Annotated in this window: 18 protein-coding genes; all 18 read right to left on the bottom strand. The window is 65.6% G+C overall.

Annotated features, from left to right (window positions below; all coding sequences use genetic code 11):
- Positions 1-82 precede the first annotated feature (82 nt).
- Positions 83-1249 (bottom strand): M20 aminoacylase family protein, encoded by a 1167-nt coding sequence (locus Q4F91_RS08650; RefSeq protein ID WP_303336728.1) that lies wholly within the window; start codon positions 1247-1249, stop codon positions 83-85.
- 27 nt (positions 1250-1276) lie between these two features.
- Positions 1277-2443 (bottom strand): amidohydrolase, encoded by a 1167-nt coding sequence (locus Q4F91_RS08645; RefSeq protein WP_303336725.1) that lies wholly within the window; start codon positions 2441-2443, stop codon positions 1277-1279.
- A 37-nt stretch (positions 2444-2480) separates the two neighbouring features.
- A complete protein-coding gene (locus Q4F91_RS08640) occupies positions 2481-4121 on the bottom strand; it encodes an ABC transporter ATP-binding protein (protein ID WP_303336723.1) in 1641 nt (546 codons plus the stop codon).
- Positions 4118-5002, bottom strand: coding sequence for an ABC transporter permease (locus Q4F91_RS08635; RefSeq protein ID WP_303336719.1), 885 nt, complete (start codon positions 5000-5002; stop codon positions 4118-4120). Before Q4F91_RS08635 ends, Q4F91_RS08640 begins: the two co-directional genes overlap by 4 nt.
- A gap of 17 nt (positions 5003-5019) precedes the next feature.
- Positions 5020-5955, bottom strand: coding sequence for an ABC transporter permease (locus tag Q4F91_RS08630; protein ID WP_303336716.1), 936 nt, complete (start codon positions 5953-5955; stop codon positions 5020-5022).
- Positions 5956-6284: 329 nt separating this feature from the next.
- Positions 6285-7865: an ABC transporter substrate-binding protein gene (locus Q4F91_RS08625; RefSeq protein WP_303336714.1), complete on the bottom strand. Its 1581-nt coding sequence runs from the start codon at positions 7863-7865 to the stop codon at positions 6285-6287.
- Positions 7866-8197: 332 nt separating this feature from the next.
- The gene (locus tag Q4F91_RS08620; protein WP_303336712.1) at positions 8198-9784 is read right to left on the bottom strand and encodes an ABC transporter substrate-binding protein; all 1587 of its coding nucleotides are present in this window, start codon (positions 9782-9784) and stop codon (positions 8198-8200) included.
- A 136-nt stretch (positions 9785-9920) separates the two neighbouring features.
- A complete protein-coding gene (locus tag Q4F91_RS08615; protein WP_303336710.1) occupies positions 9921-10550 on the bottom strand; it encodes a peptidylprolyl isomerase in 630 nt (209 codons plus the stop codon).
- A 39-nt stretch (positions 10551-10589) separates the two neighbouring features.
- On the bottom strand, positions 10590-11246 hold the full coding sequence (locus Q4F91_RS08610; RefSeq protein ID WP_303336708.1) for a LysE family translocator: 657 nt from the start codon (positions 11244-11246) through the stop codon (positions 10590-10592).
- A gap of 28 nt (positions 11247-11274) precedes the next feature.
- A complete protein-coding gene (locus tag Q4F91_RS08605; protein ID WP_303336707.1) occupies positions 11275-11724 on the bottom strand; it encodes a DUF805 domain-containing protein in 450 nt (149 codons plus the stop codon).
- Positions 11725-11739: 15 nt separating this feature from the next.
- Positions 11740-12045, bottom strand: coding sequence for a hypothetical protein (locus tag Q4F91_RS08600; protein WP_303336705.1), 306 nt, complete (start codon positions 12043-12045; stop codon positions 11740-11742).
- 15 nt (positions 12046-12060) lie between these two features.
- Complete coding sequence (bamC, locus tag Q4F91_RS08595) at positions 12061-13236, bottom strand: outer membrane protein assembly factor BamC (RefSeq protein ID WP_303336703.1); 1176 nt, start codon at positions 13234-13236, stop codon at positions 12061-12063.
- A gap of 139 nt (positions 13237-13375) precedes the next feature.
- Complete coding sequence (locus Q4F91_RS08590; RefSeq protein ID WP_303336701.1) at positions 13376-13951, bottom strand: bifunctional 2-polyprenyl-6-hydroxyphenol methylase/3-demethylubiquinol 3-O-methyltransferase UbiG; 576 nt, start codon at positions 13949-13951, stop codon at positions 13376-13378.
- 13 nt (positions 13952-13964) lie between these two features.
- On the bottom strand, positions 13965-14621 hold the full coding sequence (locus Q4F91_RS08585; RefSeq protein ID WP_303336700.1) for a site-2 protease family protein: 657 nt from the start codon (positions 14619-14621) through the stop codon (positions 13965-13967).
- 201 nt (positions 14622-14822) lie between these two features.
- Positions 14823-15614 carry a phosphatase PAP2 family protein gene (locus Q4F91_RS08580; RefSeq protein ID WP_303336698.1) on the bottom strand — a complete coding sequence of 264 codons (792 nt, stop codon included), beginning with the start codon at positions 15612-15614 and terminating at the stop codon, positions 14823-14825.
- A gap of 62 nt (positions 15615-15676) precedes the next feature.
- On the bottom strand, positions 15677-16468 hold the full coding sequence (locus Q4F91_RS08575; protein WP_303336696.1) for a phosphatase PAP2 family protein: 792 nt from the start codon (positions 16466-16468) through the stop codon (positions 15677-15679).
- Positions 16469-16482: 14 nt separating this feature from the next.
- Positions 16483-17307 (bottom strand): phosphatase PAP2 family protein, encoded by an 825-nt coding sequence (locus Q4F91_RS08570; RefSeq protein ID WP_303336694.1) that lies wholly within the window; start codon positions 17305-17307, stop codon positions 16483-16485.
- A 61-nt stretch (positions 17308-17368) separates the two neighbouring features.
- A complete protein-coding gene (locus tag Q4F91_RS08565) occupies positions 17369-19045 on the bottom strand; it encodes a ShlB/FhaC/HecB family hemolysin secretion/activation protein (protein ID WP_303336692.1) in 1677 nt (558 codons plus the stop codon).
- Between the last annotated feature and the right edge of the window lie 79 nt (positions 19046-19124).

Genomic DNA, 19124 nt, shown 5'->3' with positions numbered 1-19124 from the left:
CACCTCGTGAAGCCGCGCCAGCAAAGGAAACTGCCACTCCTTCAAGGACTGTCATTTGGGTTTTGTCTGTACTCGGTAAACCTCACCCGAGCCGCTGCTGAGCGAGCGTGACCCAGATCGCGGCTCCGATGGGGAGCACGCGGTCGTCAAAGTCATAGCCCGGGTTGTGAAGATTCGTCGCGCCGTGGGGAGCCTGGCCTCCGAGGAAGCCGTAGGCGCCGCGGACGTGACGGCGCAGGAACGAGAAATCCTCGCTTGCCATCTGCGGTTCGGGAGCATAGCCCACCTTGTCGTCGCCCACCACCGCGCGGGCGGCGTCCATCATCGCGTCGGTGAGCTCGTCGTCGTTGTCGAGCACGCCGTAGATCGAGTCGAACTCCGTCTCCGCGCTGCAGCCCACCGACTCGGCGACCGCCTTCGCGACGGCCGCGATTCGGTCGCGGAGCATCGCGCCGGTTGATTCGGAAAAGAACCGCGTGCAGCCGCCCAATTCCGCCTCCTGCGGAATGATGTTGAAGGCCGAACCCGTGTGGATCTTCGTGACCGAGACCACCGCGGAGTCAAGGGGTGCGACGTTTCTCGCGACGATCTGCTGCAGGCTCGTGACGATCATCGCCGCGGCGAGCGCCGTGTCGGCGGAAAGCTGCGGGGCGGAGCCGTGGGCGCCCTTTCCCTTCACGCGGATCGTGAAGAAGTCCGAGCCCGCCATCGCGGCGCCGTGGCGTCCGCGGAAGCAGCCGGGCTCCTGACCGGTCCAGTTGTGCATGCCGTAGATCTCGTCCATCGGGAACCGGCCGAAGAGGTCGTCCTTCAGCATGGCGAGCGCGCCGCCGTTCCCTTCCTCGGCCGGCTGGAAGATGACAATCACGGTGCCCCTGAAATCGCGGTGCTCCGCGAGATACCTCGCGGCCCCGAGGAGCATCGTCGTGTGCCCGTCGTGGCCGCAGCCGTGCATGACGCCGTCGTTGACGCTCTTCCACGGGCACGTGCCCTTCTCCGTCATCGCAAGCGCGTCCATGTCGGCGCGGAACCCAATGGTCTTTCCCGGCCCGAGGCTGCCGCGTATGACGCCCACGACGCCCGTAATGCCCACCTGTTCGGTCACCTCGACGCCCCAGCCGCGGAGCTTCTCAGCCACGACGCCGGCCGTGCGCACCTCCTCGAGCCCGAGCTCGGGGTGCCGGTGAAAGTCGTGACGCCACTCGGCAAGCTCTTCCGAGCGGGCCGAGATTTCCTCAAGTACTGACATTTGGGATGCTCCTGATAGTTTCTGTTCTCACCCGAGCCGCTGCTCGACGAGCTTCACCCAGATCGCGGCTCCGACATGGAGAATGCGGTCATCGAAGTCATAGCCCGGGTTGTGGTGATTTTTCACGCTGTGCGGAGCCTGGCCTCCGAGGAAGCAGTAGGCGCCGCGGACGCGCTGGCTGAGGAAGGAGAAGTCCTCACTGCCCATCCTGGGCGCCGAGGCGTAGCCCACGTTCTCGGGGCCGACCACCTCGCGGGCGGCGTTCATCATCGCGTCGGTGAGCTCGGCGTCGTTCTCGAGCACGGAGTAGATCGAATTGAACTCGACCTCGGCCGTGGCGCCGCACGACTCGGCGACCGCCTTCGAGACGGCCTCGATGCGGCTGCGCAGCATCGCGCCCGTCTTCTCTGAGAAGAAGCGCGTGCAGCCGCCGAGCTCCGCATCCTGCGGAATGACGTTGAAGGCCGAGCCCGCGTGGTTCTTCGTCACCGAGACCACTGCGGAATCGAGGGGCGCCACGTTCCTCGCGACGATCTGCTGCAGGCTCGTGACGATCATCGCGGCCGTGAGCGTGGCGTCCACCGAGTTCTGCGGCGCCGAGCCGTGCGCGCCCTTTCCCTTCACGCGGATCGTGAAGAAGTCCGAACCCGCCATCGCGGCCCCCTTGAGGCCCGTGAAATATCCCGGACGCACCTCGGCGGCGTTGTGCATGCCGAAGATCTCGTCCATCGGGAAGCGCTCGAAGAGTCCGTCGGCGAGCATCGCGCGCGCGCCGCCGTTGCCTTCCTCGGCGGGCTGGAAAATGAGGATCACCGTTCCATGGAAGTCGCGGTGGGCGGCGAGGTACTCGGCCGCCGCGAGGAGCATCGTCGTGTGTCCGTCGTGGCCGCAGCCGTGCATGACGCCGACGTTCACGGACTTCCACGGACAGGTGCCCGTCTCCGTCATCGCGAGCGCGTCCATGTCGGCGCGGAGCCCTATCGTCTTGCCCGGCCCGAGGCTGCCGCGTATGACGCCCACGACGCCTGTGACGCCCACCTTCTCGGTGACCTCGATGCCCCAGCTGCGCAGTTTCTCCGCGACGATGCCGGCCGTGCGCACCTCCTCGAGCCCGAGCTCGGGGTGCTGATGAAAGTCGTGACGCCACTCGGCATAGGTCGCTGCCTTCTGCTGAAGCGTTTCAAGAACCGTCATGATTGATGTCCTTTTGCTGCAATGAAAACGCGGTGCCTCAGAAGAGATGCGCCGTTCTGCCGAAGGGATACTGCTTGCCCGGCGCGGCCGCGATGAGCGACTGCGTGTAGGCGTCCTTCGGGTTGAAGAAAACCTCGTTCACCGGCCCCGTCTCGACGGCCGTGCCCTTGCTGATGACGATCACCTCGTCGCAGATCTGGCTCGCCACGCGCAGGTCGTGCGTGACGAAGAGGATGCCGATGCCGAGCTGCTTCTGGATGTCCTCGAGGAGCTTCAGGATGTCGGCCTGGACCGACACGTCAAGGGCGGAGACCGCCTCGTCGGCGATGATCACCTCGGGCTCGCAGGCGAGCGCGCGCGCAATCGAGATGCGCTGGCGCTGGCCGCCCGAGAACTGGTTCGGGTAGCGGCTGAGCACATCGGGCGAGAGGCGGATCAGGCCCATCAGCTCCTCGGCGCGCTTCCAGGCCTTCTCGCGCGGGACGCCGAAGTTGACCGGGCCCTCGATGATCGACTCGCCCACGGTCATGCGGGGGTCGAGCGAGCGATACGGATCCTGGAAGACCACCTGGACCTTGCGGCGGTACGAGTGGAGGTGACGCCTCGGAAGGTGCGCAATGTCGCCGCCGTCGACGATGATCTCGCCCGCGGTCGGGTCAATCAGGCGCGCGATGCAGCGCGCGAAGGTGGACTTGCCCGACCCCGACTCGCCGACGATGCCGATCGTCTGGCCGCGCGAGAGCGAGACGGAGACCCCCTTCAGAGCCTCCACCTTCACGTAGCCCGTGAAGAAGCCGCCCATCGTGTAGGTCTTGACGATGTTGTTCGCCTCGATCAGCTTCTTCGAGCGGTCGACGGGCGGACGGGTGCGGGGCTTCAGTTCCGGCACCGCGTTGATGAGCATCTGCGTGTAGGGCTCCTGCGGGTGCTGCAGCACCTCCTCGGCCGAGCCCGTCTCGATCTGGTGGCCGAGCTCGAGGACGACGACCTGGTTGGCGATCTCGCTCACCACGCCGAAGTCGTGCGTGATGAAGAGCACCGCGGTGTCGTTCTTCTGCTGCAGCTCGAGGATGAGCTTCAGGATGCTCGCCTGCGTCGTCACGTCAAGCGCCGTGGTCGGCTCGTCGCAGATGAGGAGGTCGGGCTTGAGGATGAGCGCCATCGCGATCACGATGCGCTGGCGCTGTCCGCCCGAGAGCTGGTGCGGGTACGAGCGGTAGATGCGCGGCGGATCGGGGAGGCGCACCTGCTCGAGGATGTCGAGGATGCGCGTGCGGCGGTCGTAGGGGAGCATGTCGACGTGGGCCTTCAACATCTCGTCCAACTGATCGCCGCAGGTCATGACGGGGTTCAGAGCCGTCATCGGCTCCTGGAAGACCATCGCCATGCGCTCGCCGCGCAGCTTCCTGATCTGCTCGTGGGTCTTGCCGAGGAGCTCCTGGCCCATGAGGCGCACGGAGCCCTTGACGGGCTTGAGGCCCTTCGGGAGCAGCCCCATCACGGTCGAGGCTATCACGGACTTGCCCGAGCCCGACTCGCCGATGAGGCAGGTCACCTCGCCCGCGCGGACGGTGAAGCTCACGCCCTCGACGGCGTTCGGACGGTCACCCCCGGGCGGAAGCGAGACCGCGAGGTCCTTCACCTCGAGAACAATGCTTTTTTCAGCGGCCTCGCTCATTTGTCACCTCGCTTGTTGAACTTCGGATCGAGCGTGTCGCGAAGACCGTCGCCGAGGATGTTGACCGAAAGAATCGTGAGCACGAGGAAGATGCCCGGGAGCAGCACCATGTGCGGGAACGCGTTGAACTGGCTGCGGCCCTCGGCCATGATGTTGCCCCAGGTCGCCGCCTCGACCGGCATGCCGACGCCGAGGAAGGAGAGGATGGCCTCGACGAGGATCGCCTCGGCGCAGACGTAGGTGCCCTGCACGATGAGGGGCGCCGTGGCGTTCGGGAGGATGTGCCTCAGAAGGATCTTCCAGACCGGCGTGTCGAGCGCGATGGCAGCCTCGACATAGGGCTCCTCGCGCACGGAGAGCACCACGGAGCGCACGAGTCGCGCGATGCGGGGCACGCTCGGAACGGCGATGGCGCAGATCACCACGGGCAGCTTGTTGCCGAACATCGCGATCAGGCTGATCGCGAAGAGCACGGCCGGGATCGACATGAAGCCGTCCATCACGCGCATCACGATCGCGTCGACGATGCGGAAGTAGCCCGAGAGCAGGCCGAAGATCGTGCCGAAGATGACGGCGAGGATCGCCACCGAGATGCCGAGCGTGATCGACACACGGCCGCCATAGAGCGTGCGGCTCCAGATGTCACGGCCGAGCGAATCGCTTCCCATCAGGAAGAAGTGCTCGAACTCGTCGCCGTCCAGGGTCATGAAGAGATTCGTCGTGCCCGGGAGCAGGTTCTGGCTGCCCGGGTCGAGCATCGTGGGATCGATGGTGCCGAGGTACGGCGCCCCGACCGAGAGAAGAATCAGGAGAAGCAGCACGCCGCCGCCGATCCTCACGGACCAGTTGGCGAGCACCTTTGCGAGAACTTTTGCGAACATTTCGTCCTCCTTGGGTGTCAGTAACGGATCCGCGGATCGAAGAGCGTGTAGCTCAGGTCGATCACGAGGTTGATGAACATGTAGAGCATCGAGAAGAAGAGCGTGATGCCCTGGATGAGCGGGTAGTCGCGCGACATCACCGCGTCAATCGTGAGGCTCCCCAGGCCGGGGATCGCGAAGACGATCTCGGTGACGACGACGCCGCCGATCAGGATCGCGATGCCCACGCCGATCACGGTGACGATCGGCACGGCGGCGTTGGCAAGGCCGTGGCGCAGCAGCACCCGCCACTCGGCGATGCCCTTGGCGCGGGCCGTGCGGATGTAGTCCTCGGAGAGGGCCTCGGCCACGGAGGCGCGCGTCACGCGGGCGATGAGGGCGATGTAGATGCAGCAGAGCGTGATGGAGGGCAGGATGAGGTGCGAGATCCACCCCTCGATGCTCTCGTCATAACGCACGTAGCCCTGCGTCGGGAAGATGTTGAGATGCAGCCCGAGGAACCACACGAGGCAGTAGCCGAGCACGAAGGCGGGGATCGAGAAGCCGAGGACCGAGAAGGCCATGAGCGCGCGGTCGACCCAGCCGCCCTGGCGGTAGGCGGCCCACGTGCCGAGCGGCACGGAGATCAGAACCGTGAGCACGATCGTGAAGCCCGCGAGCGAGAGCGTCGGCCCGATGCGGTCGGCGATCAGCGTCACCACGGGGCGGTTGAGGAAGTACGACTGCCCGAGGTCGCCCTGGAGCATCGCGATCATCCAGTGATAGAACTGCATCCAGATCGGATCGTCGAGACCGAGCTCGGCGCGGATGCGCGCGATGTCCTCGGCGGTCGCGGAGTCGCCGGCGATCGCCGCGACGGGGTCGCCCGGCGAGAGGTGCAGCATCAGGAACACGATCAGCGCGACGATGATCATGACCGGTATGAAGGCAAGCAGCCTTCGGACTATGAACATGGCGGAATCTCCCGCTTCGATGGGACGGACGGCGTGAGCCCGGCCTTGAGGCGCCACGTTTTTTTACCGATGAGCGCCCTTCGGTCCGGAATTACGGACGGTCCTTCCCCGGGGTGGAGGTCCGGGCACGAAAGGCCCGGAATGTATTCTTCCGCTTGCCCGCCCAACACGTCCTTCATGAAAGACGCATCGGAACGGGAAGCGTGATGCGCGCCGGTGACTCTTTGGGGAGTCCGGCGCGCTCTTTTTCAGGATGAGCGGCCCGCTCCCGCGCTTCGAGGGCCGTCAGCTCAGGACGGCCGGGCTCGCGCGGAAGCGGCCTCCGGGGATCAGTCCTTCTTCAGGCCCCAGAACACGCTCACCGGCGCCGGGACGAGACCGGAGATGTTGTTGCGCAGAGCAACCATGGGCTTGGCTTCGCCGAGCATGCCGTAGACGCCCGACTCCATCACGCGCAGCTGGATGCCCTCGGCGATCTTCTTGCGCTCGGCCTGGTCGGAGGTCTTGATGAAGGCGTCCTTCAGGCGCTCGAGCTCGGGATCGTCGGTCCAGCCGAACCAGCCCTTGAGACCCGAGCCCGTGAGCGGGGCGAAGAAGATCGGGTTGAAGGTGTCGGCCTGGTTCCAGAAGGTGATGAAGCCGTTCCAGCCGCCCTCGCTCGTGGGCGAGGTCTTGGTGCGGCGGGTGACGAGCGTGGCCCAGTCGGTCGACTGGAGGTCAACCGTGAAGCCGGCGCGCCTCAGGAGCTCGGCCATCACGGGCGGATACTTGTTGAGGCTCGGCATGTCCGCGGGGAGCATCAGCACGATCGGGGTGCCGTCGTAGCCGGCTTCCTTCAGCAGCGCCTTGGCCTTCTCGAACTGCGGCTTGCCGGTGAAGTAGCCCGTGTTGTCGGAGGCGTACATCGAGCCGCACGGATAGATCGACTTGCAGGCGTTGTAGAGCTCCTTGTGGACGATCTGCGCGCGCTGCAGCGCGATCTGGTTGATCGCCATGAGGGCGGCCTGAGCAATCTTCGGATTGTTGAAGGGCGGGATGGCGTGGTTGATGTGGAGCATCGCCGACTGCTTGCCCGTCTGGTTCTCGAGGCGGATGTTCTTGTCGGCCTTGAGGATCGGGTACTGCTCGTTCGGAACCATCTCGACCATGTCGACCTCGCCCTTGGTGATGGCGTTGGCCACCGTCTGCGCGTCGCGCAGGATCACCCAGTCGAGTTCGTCGACGTTGACGTGCTTGCCGCCCGCGAGGCCGTCGGCGGGCTCGTTGCGCGGCTTGTAGTACTTGTTCTTGAGGTAGACGACGCGCTCGCCCGGACGGTAGCGCTCAGCGTCAAAAGCATAGGGGCCCGAGCCCGTCATGTCCGTGATCTGCTTGAAGGGATCGGTCTGGGCGACCTTCTCGGGCATGATGAAGAGCGGAATCGACGAGGGCTTCGAGAAGGCGTCGAGCACCATGCCGAAGGGCTCCTTGAAGTCGAGCGTGAACGTGCGGGCGTCCTTCGCCTCCATCTTGTCGAGCGCCGCGAGGAGCTTGGCGCCGAGGTTGTCGCGCGCGCCCCAGCGCTTGATCGACTGGATCACGTCCTTCGTCGTGAGATCGCTGCCGTCGGAGAACTTCAGACCCTCGCGCAGCGTGAAGCTGAAGTGCATGTTGTCAGGCGACGCGGTGTACGTGTCGACGAGCTGCGGCCTGATCTCGCCCGACTGGGAGAGGCCGAAGAGCGTGTCGTAGATCATGTAGCCGTGGTGGCGCGTCACGAACGCGGTGGTCCACACCGGGTCGAGGATCTTCAGGTCGGCGTGCGGCACGACCTTGAGCACGGTTTCGGCCATGGCGGGCGAGACCGACATGACGGCGATGGCAGCCGCGGCGGCGACCGCGGCGAGCGAGTTCTTGATACGGAGGTTCATTTTGGATTTCCTTCCCCGAAGTCCGAGGGTCCTTTGGGAATCCTGTCCGTCGTTCCCCTGAGCTTTTCCGAATAGCTTGTCGGAGATCTGTGACGGCAGGCGTGCGTTTCCTGCTCTTCTTGATTTTTCTGGCAGGGGCTCGGGCATGCGCCGAAAAGGTGCATACGCGTCCTATATTCACTCTAAACCTAGCAATCGGGATGCCATTTGCACGGAAATGGAAATCCGCGCAAGTCCTGACGCCCGATAACGAACATCGGGCGGCTTCCCTACGCGGATTTACCGAGCTTTTTTAATTTCAGGAACGATTCACCGTTCCGGTGCATCCGTGCTTACTTTTCGTCCTTCTTCAGGTTCCAGTAGACATTGATCGGTGCGGGAACGATGCCGGTGACCTCTTTGCGCACCGCGGTCATGGCCTTGAACTCGCCGAGCATGCCGTAGACACCGGACTCCATCACACGGAGCTGGATGCCCTCGGCGATTTTCTTCTTCTCGGCAATGTCGGAGGCCTTGATGAACTCGTCCTTCAGGCGCTCAAGCTCGGGGTCGTCGGTCCAGCCGAACCAGCCCTTCATGCCGGAGCCCGTGAGCGGCGCGAAGAAGACCGGATTGAAGGTGTCCGCCTCGCTCCAGTTCGTGATGAAGGCGTTCCAGCCGCCCTCGGAGACGGGGACGCTCTTCGAGCGGCGCGTGAGCACGCTCGCCCAGTCGGTCGACTGGAGGTCAACCGTGAAACCGGCGCGGCGCAGGAGCTCGGCCATCACGGTCGGATACTTGTTGAGAACCACCACGTCGGCAGGCAGAAGCAGAACGATCGGCGTGCCGTCGTAGCCGGCCTCCTTGAGGAGCGCCTTGGCCTTCGCGAACTGAGGCTTGCCGGTGAAGTAGCCCGTGTTGTCGGACGCGTAGACCGACCCGCATGGATAGATCGAGGTGCAGGTGTTGTAGAGCTCCTTGTAGACGATCTGCGCGCGCAGCAGCGCCGTCTGATTGATCGCCATGAGGGCGGCCTGCGCGATCTTCGGGTTGTTGAAGGGCGGGATCGCGTGGTTGATGTGCAGCATCGAGGAGGTCTTGCCCGTCTGGTTGACGAGCTCGATCGCGGGGTTGTCGTTGAGCGCCTTGAAGTGCTCGTTCGGCGTCTTCTCGATCACGTCGACCTCGCCCTTCTCGATGGCGTTCACCTGCGTCTGCGCGTCCCTGAGAATCACCCAGTGCACCTCGTCGACGTAGACGTTCTTGCCGCCCGTCGTGCCGTCCGGGGCCTCGGCGCGCGGCTTGTAGTACTTGTTCTTCACGTAGACCACGCGCTCGCCCGGGCGGTAGCGCTCGGGAACGAAGGCGTACGGACCCGAGCCCGTCATCTCGGTGATCTGCTTATAAGGGTCGGTCTGCGCGACCTTCTCGGGCATGATGAAGAGCGGGATCGAGGAGGGCTTCGAGAAGGCGTCGAGCACCACGCCGAAGGGCTCCTTGAAGTCGAGCGTGAACGTGCGGGCGTCCTTCGGCTCCATTTTGTCGAGCACGGCGAGGAGCTTCGAGCCCAGGTTGTCGCGGGCACCCCAACGGCGGATCGACTGGATCACGTCCTTCGTCGTCACGTCGGTGCCGTCGGAGAACTTCAGCCCCTCGCGCAGCGTGAAGCTGTAGTGCATGTTGTCGGGCGACACGGTCCAGGTGTCGATCATCTGCGGCTTGATCTCGCCCTTCTGGGTCAGGCCGAAGAGCGTGTCGTAGATCATGTAGCCGTGGTGGCGCGTCACGAACGCGGTGGTCCAGAAGGGATCGAGGATCTTCAGGTCGGCGTTCGGAACGATGCGGATGACGGACTCGGCGTTCGCCGCGCCTGCGGCGCCCGCGAGCGTGAGACAGGCGGCGAAGCCTGCGAGCGCGGCACGAATCCTGGGAGTGAACATGGGGAAGTCTCCGGGGGTGGCTGAGGGATTTGTGATGGGGATGAAAAAAAGGGCGGAGTCCTTCTTGAGGAATCCACCCTTTCGTCTCAAGCAATCCTCATGCCGCCCGGGGAAATCCCACGGACAGAACGGGCGCTCAGCGCAGGATGCGCGGGGGCTTCGCGAGCCTCGCCATCGAGGAGTCGTCGGGCTCGGCGGGTGCGCCGCCGGCGGTCTCGTAGGGCGTGTCGTCCTCGTCATCCTCGCTCACGATCCGGTCGGCGATCTTGAGGAACGGGGGCACGAGCGACTCGGTGCCGTCGTCCTCCATCGCCTCGAGCTCGCACTCGGTCGGCTCATGGACGTCGAGGATCTTCACGTCGAACTGCAGGCCGATGCCGGCGAGCGGATGGTTGGCCTCGAGCACGGCCATGCCCTCGGCGAGGTCGGTGACGCGCCACGTGCGGCCGTCGGGCGCCTCGCCCGGGACCTCGTCGACGACGGCGCCCGGCTCGAGCTGCTCGGAGTGCGCGAAGTTCTCGACGGGCACGAGGCGGATCGCCTCGGCGTCGTACTCGCCGAAGGCGTCCTCGGGCTCGAGATGAATCGTGAAGCCCTCGCCTGCGAAATGCCCCTCGAGCGCCGCCTCGAGCTTCGGGAAGATGTCGCCGCTGCCGTGGAGGTAGACCATGCCGTCCTCGGGCGTCTCGTCAATGGTCCTGCCCGTCATGTCGGCCATGAGGATCTTCAGGGTGACGAGCATGCCCTTGGTGATTGGTTCAGACATTCGTGTCTCTCTTCTTCAGTGATGAGGACCGCAACTCTATCAGTTCTCGGCCGCGGCAAGTCTCAGGCCGAAGAGGATGAGGATCGCGCCCATCGTGCGGTTGAGCCACCGCTGGAAGGCCGGGCGGCCGAAGACCGGGCGGATCCTCGCCATGAGAATGACGAGCACCGAGAGCCACACGAGGCCCATCACCATCCAGGTGCCGCCGAGGAGCGCAAGCTGCGGGCCCGACGGCAGCGACGGATCGATGAACTGCGGGAAGAACGTGAGCACGAAGATCACGACCTTCGGGTTGAGAAGGTTGCAGAGCAGGCCGCTTCTGAAGGCGGCGCGCCCGGTCTGCTTCTCCGCCTTCTCAATGAGCTCATGGACGGCCTCCTCGCCCGCCTCGCCCTTCTCCTTCGTGAAGGAGGCGCGCAGGGCCTGGAATCCGAGCCAGAAGAGGTACGCGGCGCCAGCCCACTTCAGCACCGAGAAGAGCGTCGCCGAGCTCGCGATGACCGCGGAGATGCCGAGGATCGCGGCGACGGTGTGCACCGCCACGCCGCAGGTGACGCCCAGCGCGCAGAGGATCGCGGGCCTGCGGCCCGAGAGGAGCGCCGTCTTCACGACGATCGCGAAGTCCGGTCCCGGCATCAGCGTGATGACGAGCACCGCGGGGAGGAAAAGCAGGTAATCGGTGAGCGAGAAGAACATGGTCGGCCTCCGCCTCCGGAAGGAGAAACTATTCGGCAGGATTATCGCGCCAGAGCTGCCGCGCCGTGGGACGGCCGGGCACAAATAGCGCCGCCGCTATGAGGAGCACGTTGAGGCCGGGGACGCAGAGCAGAAACGCCCACCCTCCCCCGAGCGCCCAGTCGTGGCACCGGCGCGCGAGAAGCACGAAGAGACCGATCGACCAGAGGGCCGTCGCCCAGCTGTAGACGCGCGCGATCACGACGATCGCCTCGTCGGAGATCCAGGTCGCGTCCGCGACCGGGTCGAGCGAGAGCCAGCCGGCGACGCCGCAGGCGCCCCAGAGGGCGAGTCCGCGGGCGAACTGGCCCCGGCCCGCGCGCACCTGCGGGTTGAAGGCCGCGAGGAAGAGCTTTCCGAGCACCGCGAGAAAAGAAACCGCGGGCGACGTGTCGTCCGCGGTGTCGGTGTGGAAAAACTTTCCCGGGTGCCTGCTCACGCGCTCTTCCTTGTGTCAGAGCGTGATGATGCGCCGCTTCCAGTCATTGAACTCCTCCTCGGTGATCTTTCCCTTGAGGAGGAGCTTGCGGATCTTCTCGATCGACTGCGCCTTCACCTGCGTCTGCAGCGCGTAGGAAAGCTCCGGCAGGTCCTCCGCGCACTGGCGGAAGATGCGGCCCGCGGGGGAGTTGTCGACGGTGATGCCGTTGACAACGAGGGGCGCCGGGCTCTGCCCGCCGCCCTCCTTGCGCGCCTCCTCAAGCTCGGCCTCCGTGTGGAGGCCGACGCTGTTGAGGAGCTTCGTGAGGATCGAGTTCATCCCGCCGGGAGCCCTTTAGCGGAGCTGCTCGGCCAGGAGCGTCAGGATGTTCGGAGCGACGCCCGTCTCATCCTCGCCGCCCTCGGCGTTCTGAACCGTGATGCGGGTCGTCATGCCCTCGTCGCCCAAGTGGATGCGGTACTGCGGAGCCTCGACGGCGGAGTCGGAGCTGAAGAGGTTCGCGAAGAATCCGCGCTTCTCCTTCTCGGCGGCCTCGTAGGCCGGGTCGAGATAGCGCACGAGGAACCAGCCGGCGGTGCGGTCGCGGTCGATCTGCTCGAAGCCCATGCGGTCGAGCACGACGCCGACGCGGCGCCAGCTCTGGTCGAAGCCGTCGGTGAGGACGACCGCGGCGGCCTTGCCGTCGGTGCCGTTCTCGATCGTCGCCTTCGGAACGGCCGGGGCGACCTCGAGCTGCTCGGCGAGTTCCTTCTGAGCGGCGGCCTGGGCCTCGCCCGAGGCGTCAGGATTGAACTCGCTGTCGATGCGCAGCGCCAGGCGCTGCAGCATCTCGGCCTCCATCGTGGGATCCGACGGGCCGGGCTGCCAGACGGTGCTTTCCTTCTGGGCGCCGGTCACGACCTCGACCATCGAGCGGTGCGTGACGAAGATGTCGGTCGTGCCGTCGTCGTTGCGCTCCATGCGGGTGCGGTACTGGTCCTGCTCGCCCGTGGAGTACGCAAAGTCGATCACGCGGCCGATCGTGCGGCGGATGATGTCCTGCGGGAGCTTGGCGCGGTTCTCGGCCCACTCGGTCTCCATGTAGCCGGTCTTCGGGTTCTGCTCGCGGACGATGAGACCGACGGAGGGCCAGAAGTCCTGCACGACGGGCCAGAGCTGCTCGGGCGTGGCGTTGACTCGGAGCCAGCGGCTCGCGCCTTCCTTCATCACCTTGGCCTGGACGGTGAGCGGGACGATGCTGGCGTTCGCCGGCGAGGGCTCGGCGTTCATCGCGGCCTGCTGGCGCTGCGCCTCGGCGTTCGCACTCACCACGCCCTGGCGGGCCGGGACCTGGAAGCGGTCGTCGCTCGCGATGGGCGTCAGATCCGGCGGAACCTCAAGGTTCGCGCGCGAGTTGGAGGATTCGTACTGAACCTTCTCACTCGTCGGATCGATACCGAGGACGGAGCAGCCTGTGATGGCAGCGGTGGCCGCGATGGCGGCGGCGAGGCGTAACGCGCGCTGGGACATGTTGGTTTGGAATTCCGATCAGAAAAAAATTTCGGCTCCGCTGCTCCCCGTCGGGGAGGAACGAAGCATCAGTAAATTCAAAAAATTCTATCAAAGCGCAGGCCCGGAAACCGAGCCTGCGCAAAGTATGTGCAATTTGTTACCGCGTTCCGAGCCCCACGGCCATCGGCGCTTCGTCGCCCGGCTTCATCCAGACGATGCGCGCGACGCCGAGGCGGTTCTCCGTGAGCCCCTCCTCGTAGGCGACGACGCGGGCGCCCTCGGGCGTCAGTTTCAGCAGCTCCCCGGTGAGGAGGTAATGGTCCGGGTTCCTCGGACGCCCCCAGATGCGGGTGTTCACCTCCGTGAAGGTCTCCATGATGAAGAGACCGCCCGGGGCGAGCGTGCGGAAGTAGTCCGGGAAGTGCGGGCGGTGAAGGTAGTTCGTCACGAGGACCGCGTCGAACGCCCCCTCGCCCCAGGGCCAGGGGCCGCTCTCGAGGTCGCGCTTCTCGAGCGTGAGGCCGGGGAATCCTGCGAGCGGGCGCACGAAGGAGAGATCCCGGTCAACGGCCGTGACGCGGTAGCCCTTCATGAGCATGAGGCTCGTGTGGCGCCCCTCGCCGCAGGCGACGTCGAGCACCCGGGAGCCGGGACGCACGGCCTCGAGCCAGCGCATGAGCCACGCCGACGGCAGCTGCATGCAGTTCTGCATCTCGTTCTTGCAGAGAGCCATTTTTTCTTTCTCCTCAGAGCACGAGGTTCACGAGCCACTGCCCGAACATCAGGAAGGGGCGCACGAAGAACGTGAGACCGCCGCCCACCATCAGCACGAGGAGGATGATCATGCCGTAGCGCTCGAGCTGGTCGAAGGCCTGACCGGCCTTCGCGGGGAGAAGCCCCCTCACGATGCGGCCGCCGTCAAGCGGCGGGATCGGGATCAGGTTGAAGGCCATGAGCATGAGGTTCACCGAGATGCCCGCCGAGCAGACCGAGATCACGAAGCTCTCGTAGATGCCGAACATCACGCAGAGCTTGAGGAGGAACGCCCAGGCGAGCATCTGCAGGGCGTTCGAGAGGGGCCCGGCGAGCGCGGTGATCATCATGCCGCGCACGGGGTTGCGGAAGTTCCACGGGTTGATCGGCACGGGCTTGGCCCAGCCGAAGAGAAGCCCGCCGCCTCCGGTGAGGGCGCTCATCAGAATGAGGGCGCCGGGGATGGCGATCGTGCCGATGGGATCGATGTGCGGAATCGGGTTGATCGTCACGCGCCCGAGACGCGTGGCGGTCATGTCTCCGAGACGCGCCGCGGCCCAGCCGTGGGCCGACTCGTGAAGGGTGATCGCGAAGATGAGCGGGATCGCGTAGACGCAGATGAGCTGAATCGCGTGGGAAATGCTGTCCATTGACGTTTCTTTGAGGTAAACCGGTGAGGGACGGTCAATGTTACAGCAGTGCCCGGCCGCGTCCCGTGGCGCCCGACGTTGAACCTGTCAGCGTTTGTTTGCCGCGGAAACGTTCTGTCAGAAAAAAAACGGGAAGCGGTCCCGCAGAAGGACGCTTCCCGTCTCTTGTCCCGATGACTGCCCCGGAGGGCGGCCGGTGGATCAGTTGTTCTTCTTCTCGATCAGCGCGTCAGCCTCGGCGCGGGCCGCGGCGTAGATCTCCGGGTAATCGGGGCGGCTCACGAAGAACGCGAAGGCAGCCGCAGCCATGTTGCGGCCCGCCTCGACGTCGCTCTGCCAGTGATGGCCGCAGATCCAGCGGCTCTCGCCCGCCTCGTACATGCGCTTCAGGATGATGTCGCCGCGCGAAGGCATCACCGAACTCAGCACAAGACCCGCGGTCCAGGCCGTGATCGTGTGACCCGACGGATAGGAGACGTGGGCGTTGAGCTGGTCGCGGATGTCCGGGCGGCAGGTCTCGTCCTCGGGATGCTGAGCGAACGGGCGGTCGCGCATGTGCTTCGCCTTGGCGTTCCTCATGGCCTTCCGGGCGTTCTGGATCGCCTCGTCGAGGTAGCGATGGATCGCCGGAGTGGCCTTTTCGCTGATCTCCATGCCGATCACCTCGGAGAGCATGATCTCGCGCATCTCGGTCAGGGCGGACTCGGCGTCGTACTTCGCGAGGTCGCCGCGGGCGGTCGCGCGCAGCTTCACACCCGCCTCGCGGGCGCGCTCGTCGGCGGCGCGCTTCCAGGCGTAGCCCTCGCCGAGCTTCTCCGGAGGCGCGGGCAGGAAGTCCTCGAAGCCGAGGTACTCGCCCGCGACCACCTGCTCGGGGAGCGTCTGGGGAAGCGCCTTGGCGGGGGCTGCGGCAGGGGCGACATCGGCCGCCTGAACGGTGCCCGCAGCGAGGAGTGCGGCGAAGAGCGCAGCGAGAGTGGACTTTTGAATCATGGTCGTATTCTTCCTCCGAGGGAGCAGCGGCGCCCTGACAGGGCGCCGGGAGAAGCAGGGCATCAGTTGCTCTTCTTCGCGAGCAGCGCGTCGGCCTCGGCGCGGGCCTCGAGGTACAGCTTCCGGAACTCAGGTCTGCTCACGAAGTACGCGAACCCGGACGAGGCGATGTTGCGCCCGGCCTCGACGTCGCTCTGCCAGTGGTGGCCGCAGATCCAGCGGCTCTCGCCCGCCTCGTACATGCGCTTCGTGATGACGTCGGCGCGCGAGGGCATGATCGCGGACATCGCGAGCGCCGCGGCCCAGGCCGAGGTCGTGTGACCGGAGGGGTAGGAGGCGTGCTTGTTCAGGGTGTCGCGGATGTCCGGACGGCAGGTCTCGTCCTCGGGATGAACGGTGAACGGACGGTCACGCCTGAACTTCCTCTTGGCGTTTCCGCCGCCGTCCCCGGCAAGGGTGACCGCGATATCGAGATAACGGTGAATCGCAGGCGTCGCCTTTTCGCTGATCTCAATGCCGAGAACCTCCGAGATCATGATCTCGCGCATCTCGACGGCGGCGGACTCCGCGTCACGCTTGGCAAGCTCGCCGCGCTCGGTGCTGCGGATCTCGATGCCCCTCGCGCGGGCCAGTTCGTCGGCCTGGCGCTTCCAGGCATAGTTCTCGCCGTTCTTTTCCGGAGGGGGCGGCAGGTAATCCTCGAAGCCGAGATAAGGATGCTTCTGGAGCACTTCGGGCACCGTGGCGGGAATGGCGCGCGTGCCGGGCGCGGTCTCAGGAGCCGGAGTCGTGGTGCAGGAGGCAAGGCCGGCGGTGACAACAAGCGCGGCAAGCGTCTTCTTGAAGAAATGCATGTCTGTTCCTTCTGTCAGTTGTTCTTCTTCGCGATCAGCGCGTCGGCCTCGGCACGGGCCTCGTCGTAGAGTTTCGCGAACTCAGGCGTGCTCACGAAGTAGGCGAACGCGGACGAGCCGAGGTTGCGCGCGGCCTCGACGTCGCTCTGCCAGTGATGGCCGCAGATCCAGCGGCTCTCGCCCGCCTCGTACATGCGCTTCGTGATGACGTCGGCGCGCGAGGGCATGACGGAGGAGGCCGCCAGCGCCGCGACCCAGGCCGAGATCGTGTGGCCCGAGGGGTAGGAGGCATGCTTGTTCAGGGTGTCGCGGATGTCCGGGCGGCAGGTCGGATCATCGGTGTGAGAGACGAAAGGACGGTCACGGTTGAACTTCTTCTTGGTGTTGTCCACCGCATGAAAGCCCAGTTCGACCGCCGTATAGAGGTAACGGTGAATCGCAGGCGTCGCCTTTTCGCTGATCTCAAAGCCGAGAACCTCCGAGATCATGATCTCGCGCATCTTCGTCTTGGCGGACTCGGCGTCATACTTCGCAAGATCGCCGCGGGCGGTCTTGCGGATCTCGACGCCCTTCGCGCGGGCCAGTTCGTCGGCCTGGCGCTTCCAGGCGTAGTTCTCGCCGTTCTTTTCCGGAGGCGGCGGGAGGTAGTCCTCGAAGCCGAGATAGGGACGCTCCTGGAGCACCTCGGGCTTCGTGGCGGGAATGGCCTGCGTGCCGGGCGCGGCCTCTGCGGCCGGAGCAGTGCCGACTGCGGCCCCGGGAGCCGGAGCCGTGGCGCAGGAGGCGAGGCCGGCCGTGACAACAAGGGCGGCAAGCGTCTTCTTGATGAAGAGATGCATGTCAGATCCTTTTTTCTGAGGGAGGAGAGGAAATGAAAAGTGCTGAAAAATCGGGCCCGGGTTACCAGAGCGCCGAGAAGGCGAGGTCGAAGCGGGCGTTGTTGGCGTAGTAGCCGTCGCCGAGGCTTCTCAGGATCGGGCGGGAGGCGGTGACCGTCACGCTCGCGTCGGTCCAGAGCGGCCAGGTGAGGCCGGCGCCGAAGCTCGCGAGCGCGGACTTCTCGTAGACCGAGTTGCCCGCGAGATGCGCGCCGTCAAAGAAGCCGAAGAGGCGCGAGCCGTTGCCCGCGACATCCCAGCCGGCCTCGAAATTGACAAAGTAACCGTTGTCGGCCGCGAGCACGTCGTTGTCGTAGCCGCGCACGCCGTACGAGTGACCGACCGAGAACTGATCGGCGCTCACCACGGCGTCGCCTCCGAGGCGGAACTGCCAGGCACCCGTCACCGAGAGCGTGAGCCGCTCGACGGGCATCACGCGCCAGAGGAGCGAGCCGTTCGTGAAGTAGTTCGAGCCCTCCCACTCACTCGCCGCGTTCTCGGCGTCGTGCTTCGAGAAGTTCACGTTGAGGTAGACGAGCGACTTCTCGCCGAGGCGGAAGCCCTCCGCGCCGATCGTGTAGGCGTCGATCTTCAGGTCGCTCGTGACGATCGTCTCGAACATCTTCGTCTCGGACGTCTGGTGGGCGTAGGAGAAGTAGGCCGTGATCTTGTCGGTCGCGGTCACGTAGAACGGGTGGTCGATGCGGCCCTCGAGGCGCGTGGAGTCGCCCTCGACGCCGTAGCTCACCGTCTCGCCGTTCACCACGTCCACGTCGCCCTCGGAGTAGCTGACCGAGACGCGGGTGCCGCTGGCGTTGATCGGCAGCGAGTAGCTCACGAAGCCCGTGGTCGAGCCCTCGCTCTTGATGCCGAGCAAGCTGAAGGCGTCGCGGATGCCGAGCACGCTCGGGGCGGTGAAGGAGGCGCCCGCACGGACGCGGCCCGTCGAGCGCGTGCCCGTCGTGTCGGCGAAGACGACGACGTTCCACGGATCGGGCTCGGTGGCGTGCAGGTCGTAGTCTGTGGTGCCGGGCTTCTCGCCGGCATGCACATCCATGCGCAGCTGCACGTCGTTGGTCATGTTGAAGCGGATGAGCTCCTCGACCATCCGGTCGTAGTTGGCGACCTCGCCCTCGGGAAGCGTCACGGCGCTGAAAAGATATTCGGGGTTCGTTGTGTCGTTGCCGTCAACGGTCACCTTCCCCGTCTTTCCCTCGATGAGGGTGATGAGAAGCCGTCCCTCGGAGATGCGCTGAGGCTTCACGACGGCGCGACAGACGACGTAGCCCTTGCTGCGGTAGGCGTCGTTGACGGCCTTGAGGATGTCGGAGATCTCCTGCGGCCCGACCTCGTGACCGAGCCAGGAGGCGGTGATCGACGTCCACTCGGCCTCGGAGAGAACCGAGCTCTCGGTGTGCAGGAGCTCGGTCAGGCGGAAGCTGAACTCGCCCGCGGGGCGGTCGCCCGTGGCCTCGCCCGAGGCGCGCTCCGGGTGCTCGGCCTCTTTCATGCGCTCGGCCTCGCGCTCGACGCGGTGACGCTCCATGCCGGAGCGCAGACGGTCAATCTCTCGCTGCGGCTGCAGAGCTGCGGCACTGGGAGCGTCCGGCGCGGCGGCGGCGGGGAGCGACCCGGCGCCGCCGACGGCGAGAAGAACTGCGGAAATGAGGGCCGTGCGGCCGGGCGTGAATTTCGTCATCACTGCTGAGGGTTTTTCGGAGGGAGCAGGAAGCCGGGCGCAGCGCAGACTGCGCGGGCGGCTTCCGCGGGAAAAATTA

The sequence above is a fragment of the Sutterella sp. genome (assembly GCF_030539355.1).
Classification (GTDB): Bacteria; Pseudomonadota; Gammaproteobacteria; order Burkholderiales; family Burkholderiaceae_F; genus Sutterella.
This window is presented reverse-complemented; position numbering and strand designations above follow the sequence as displayed.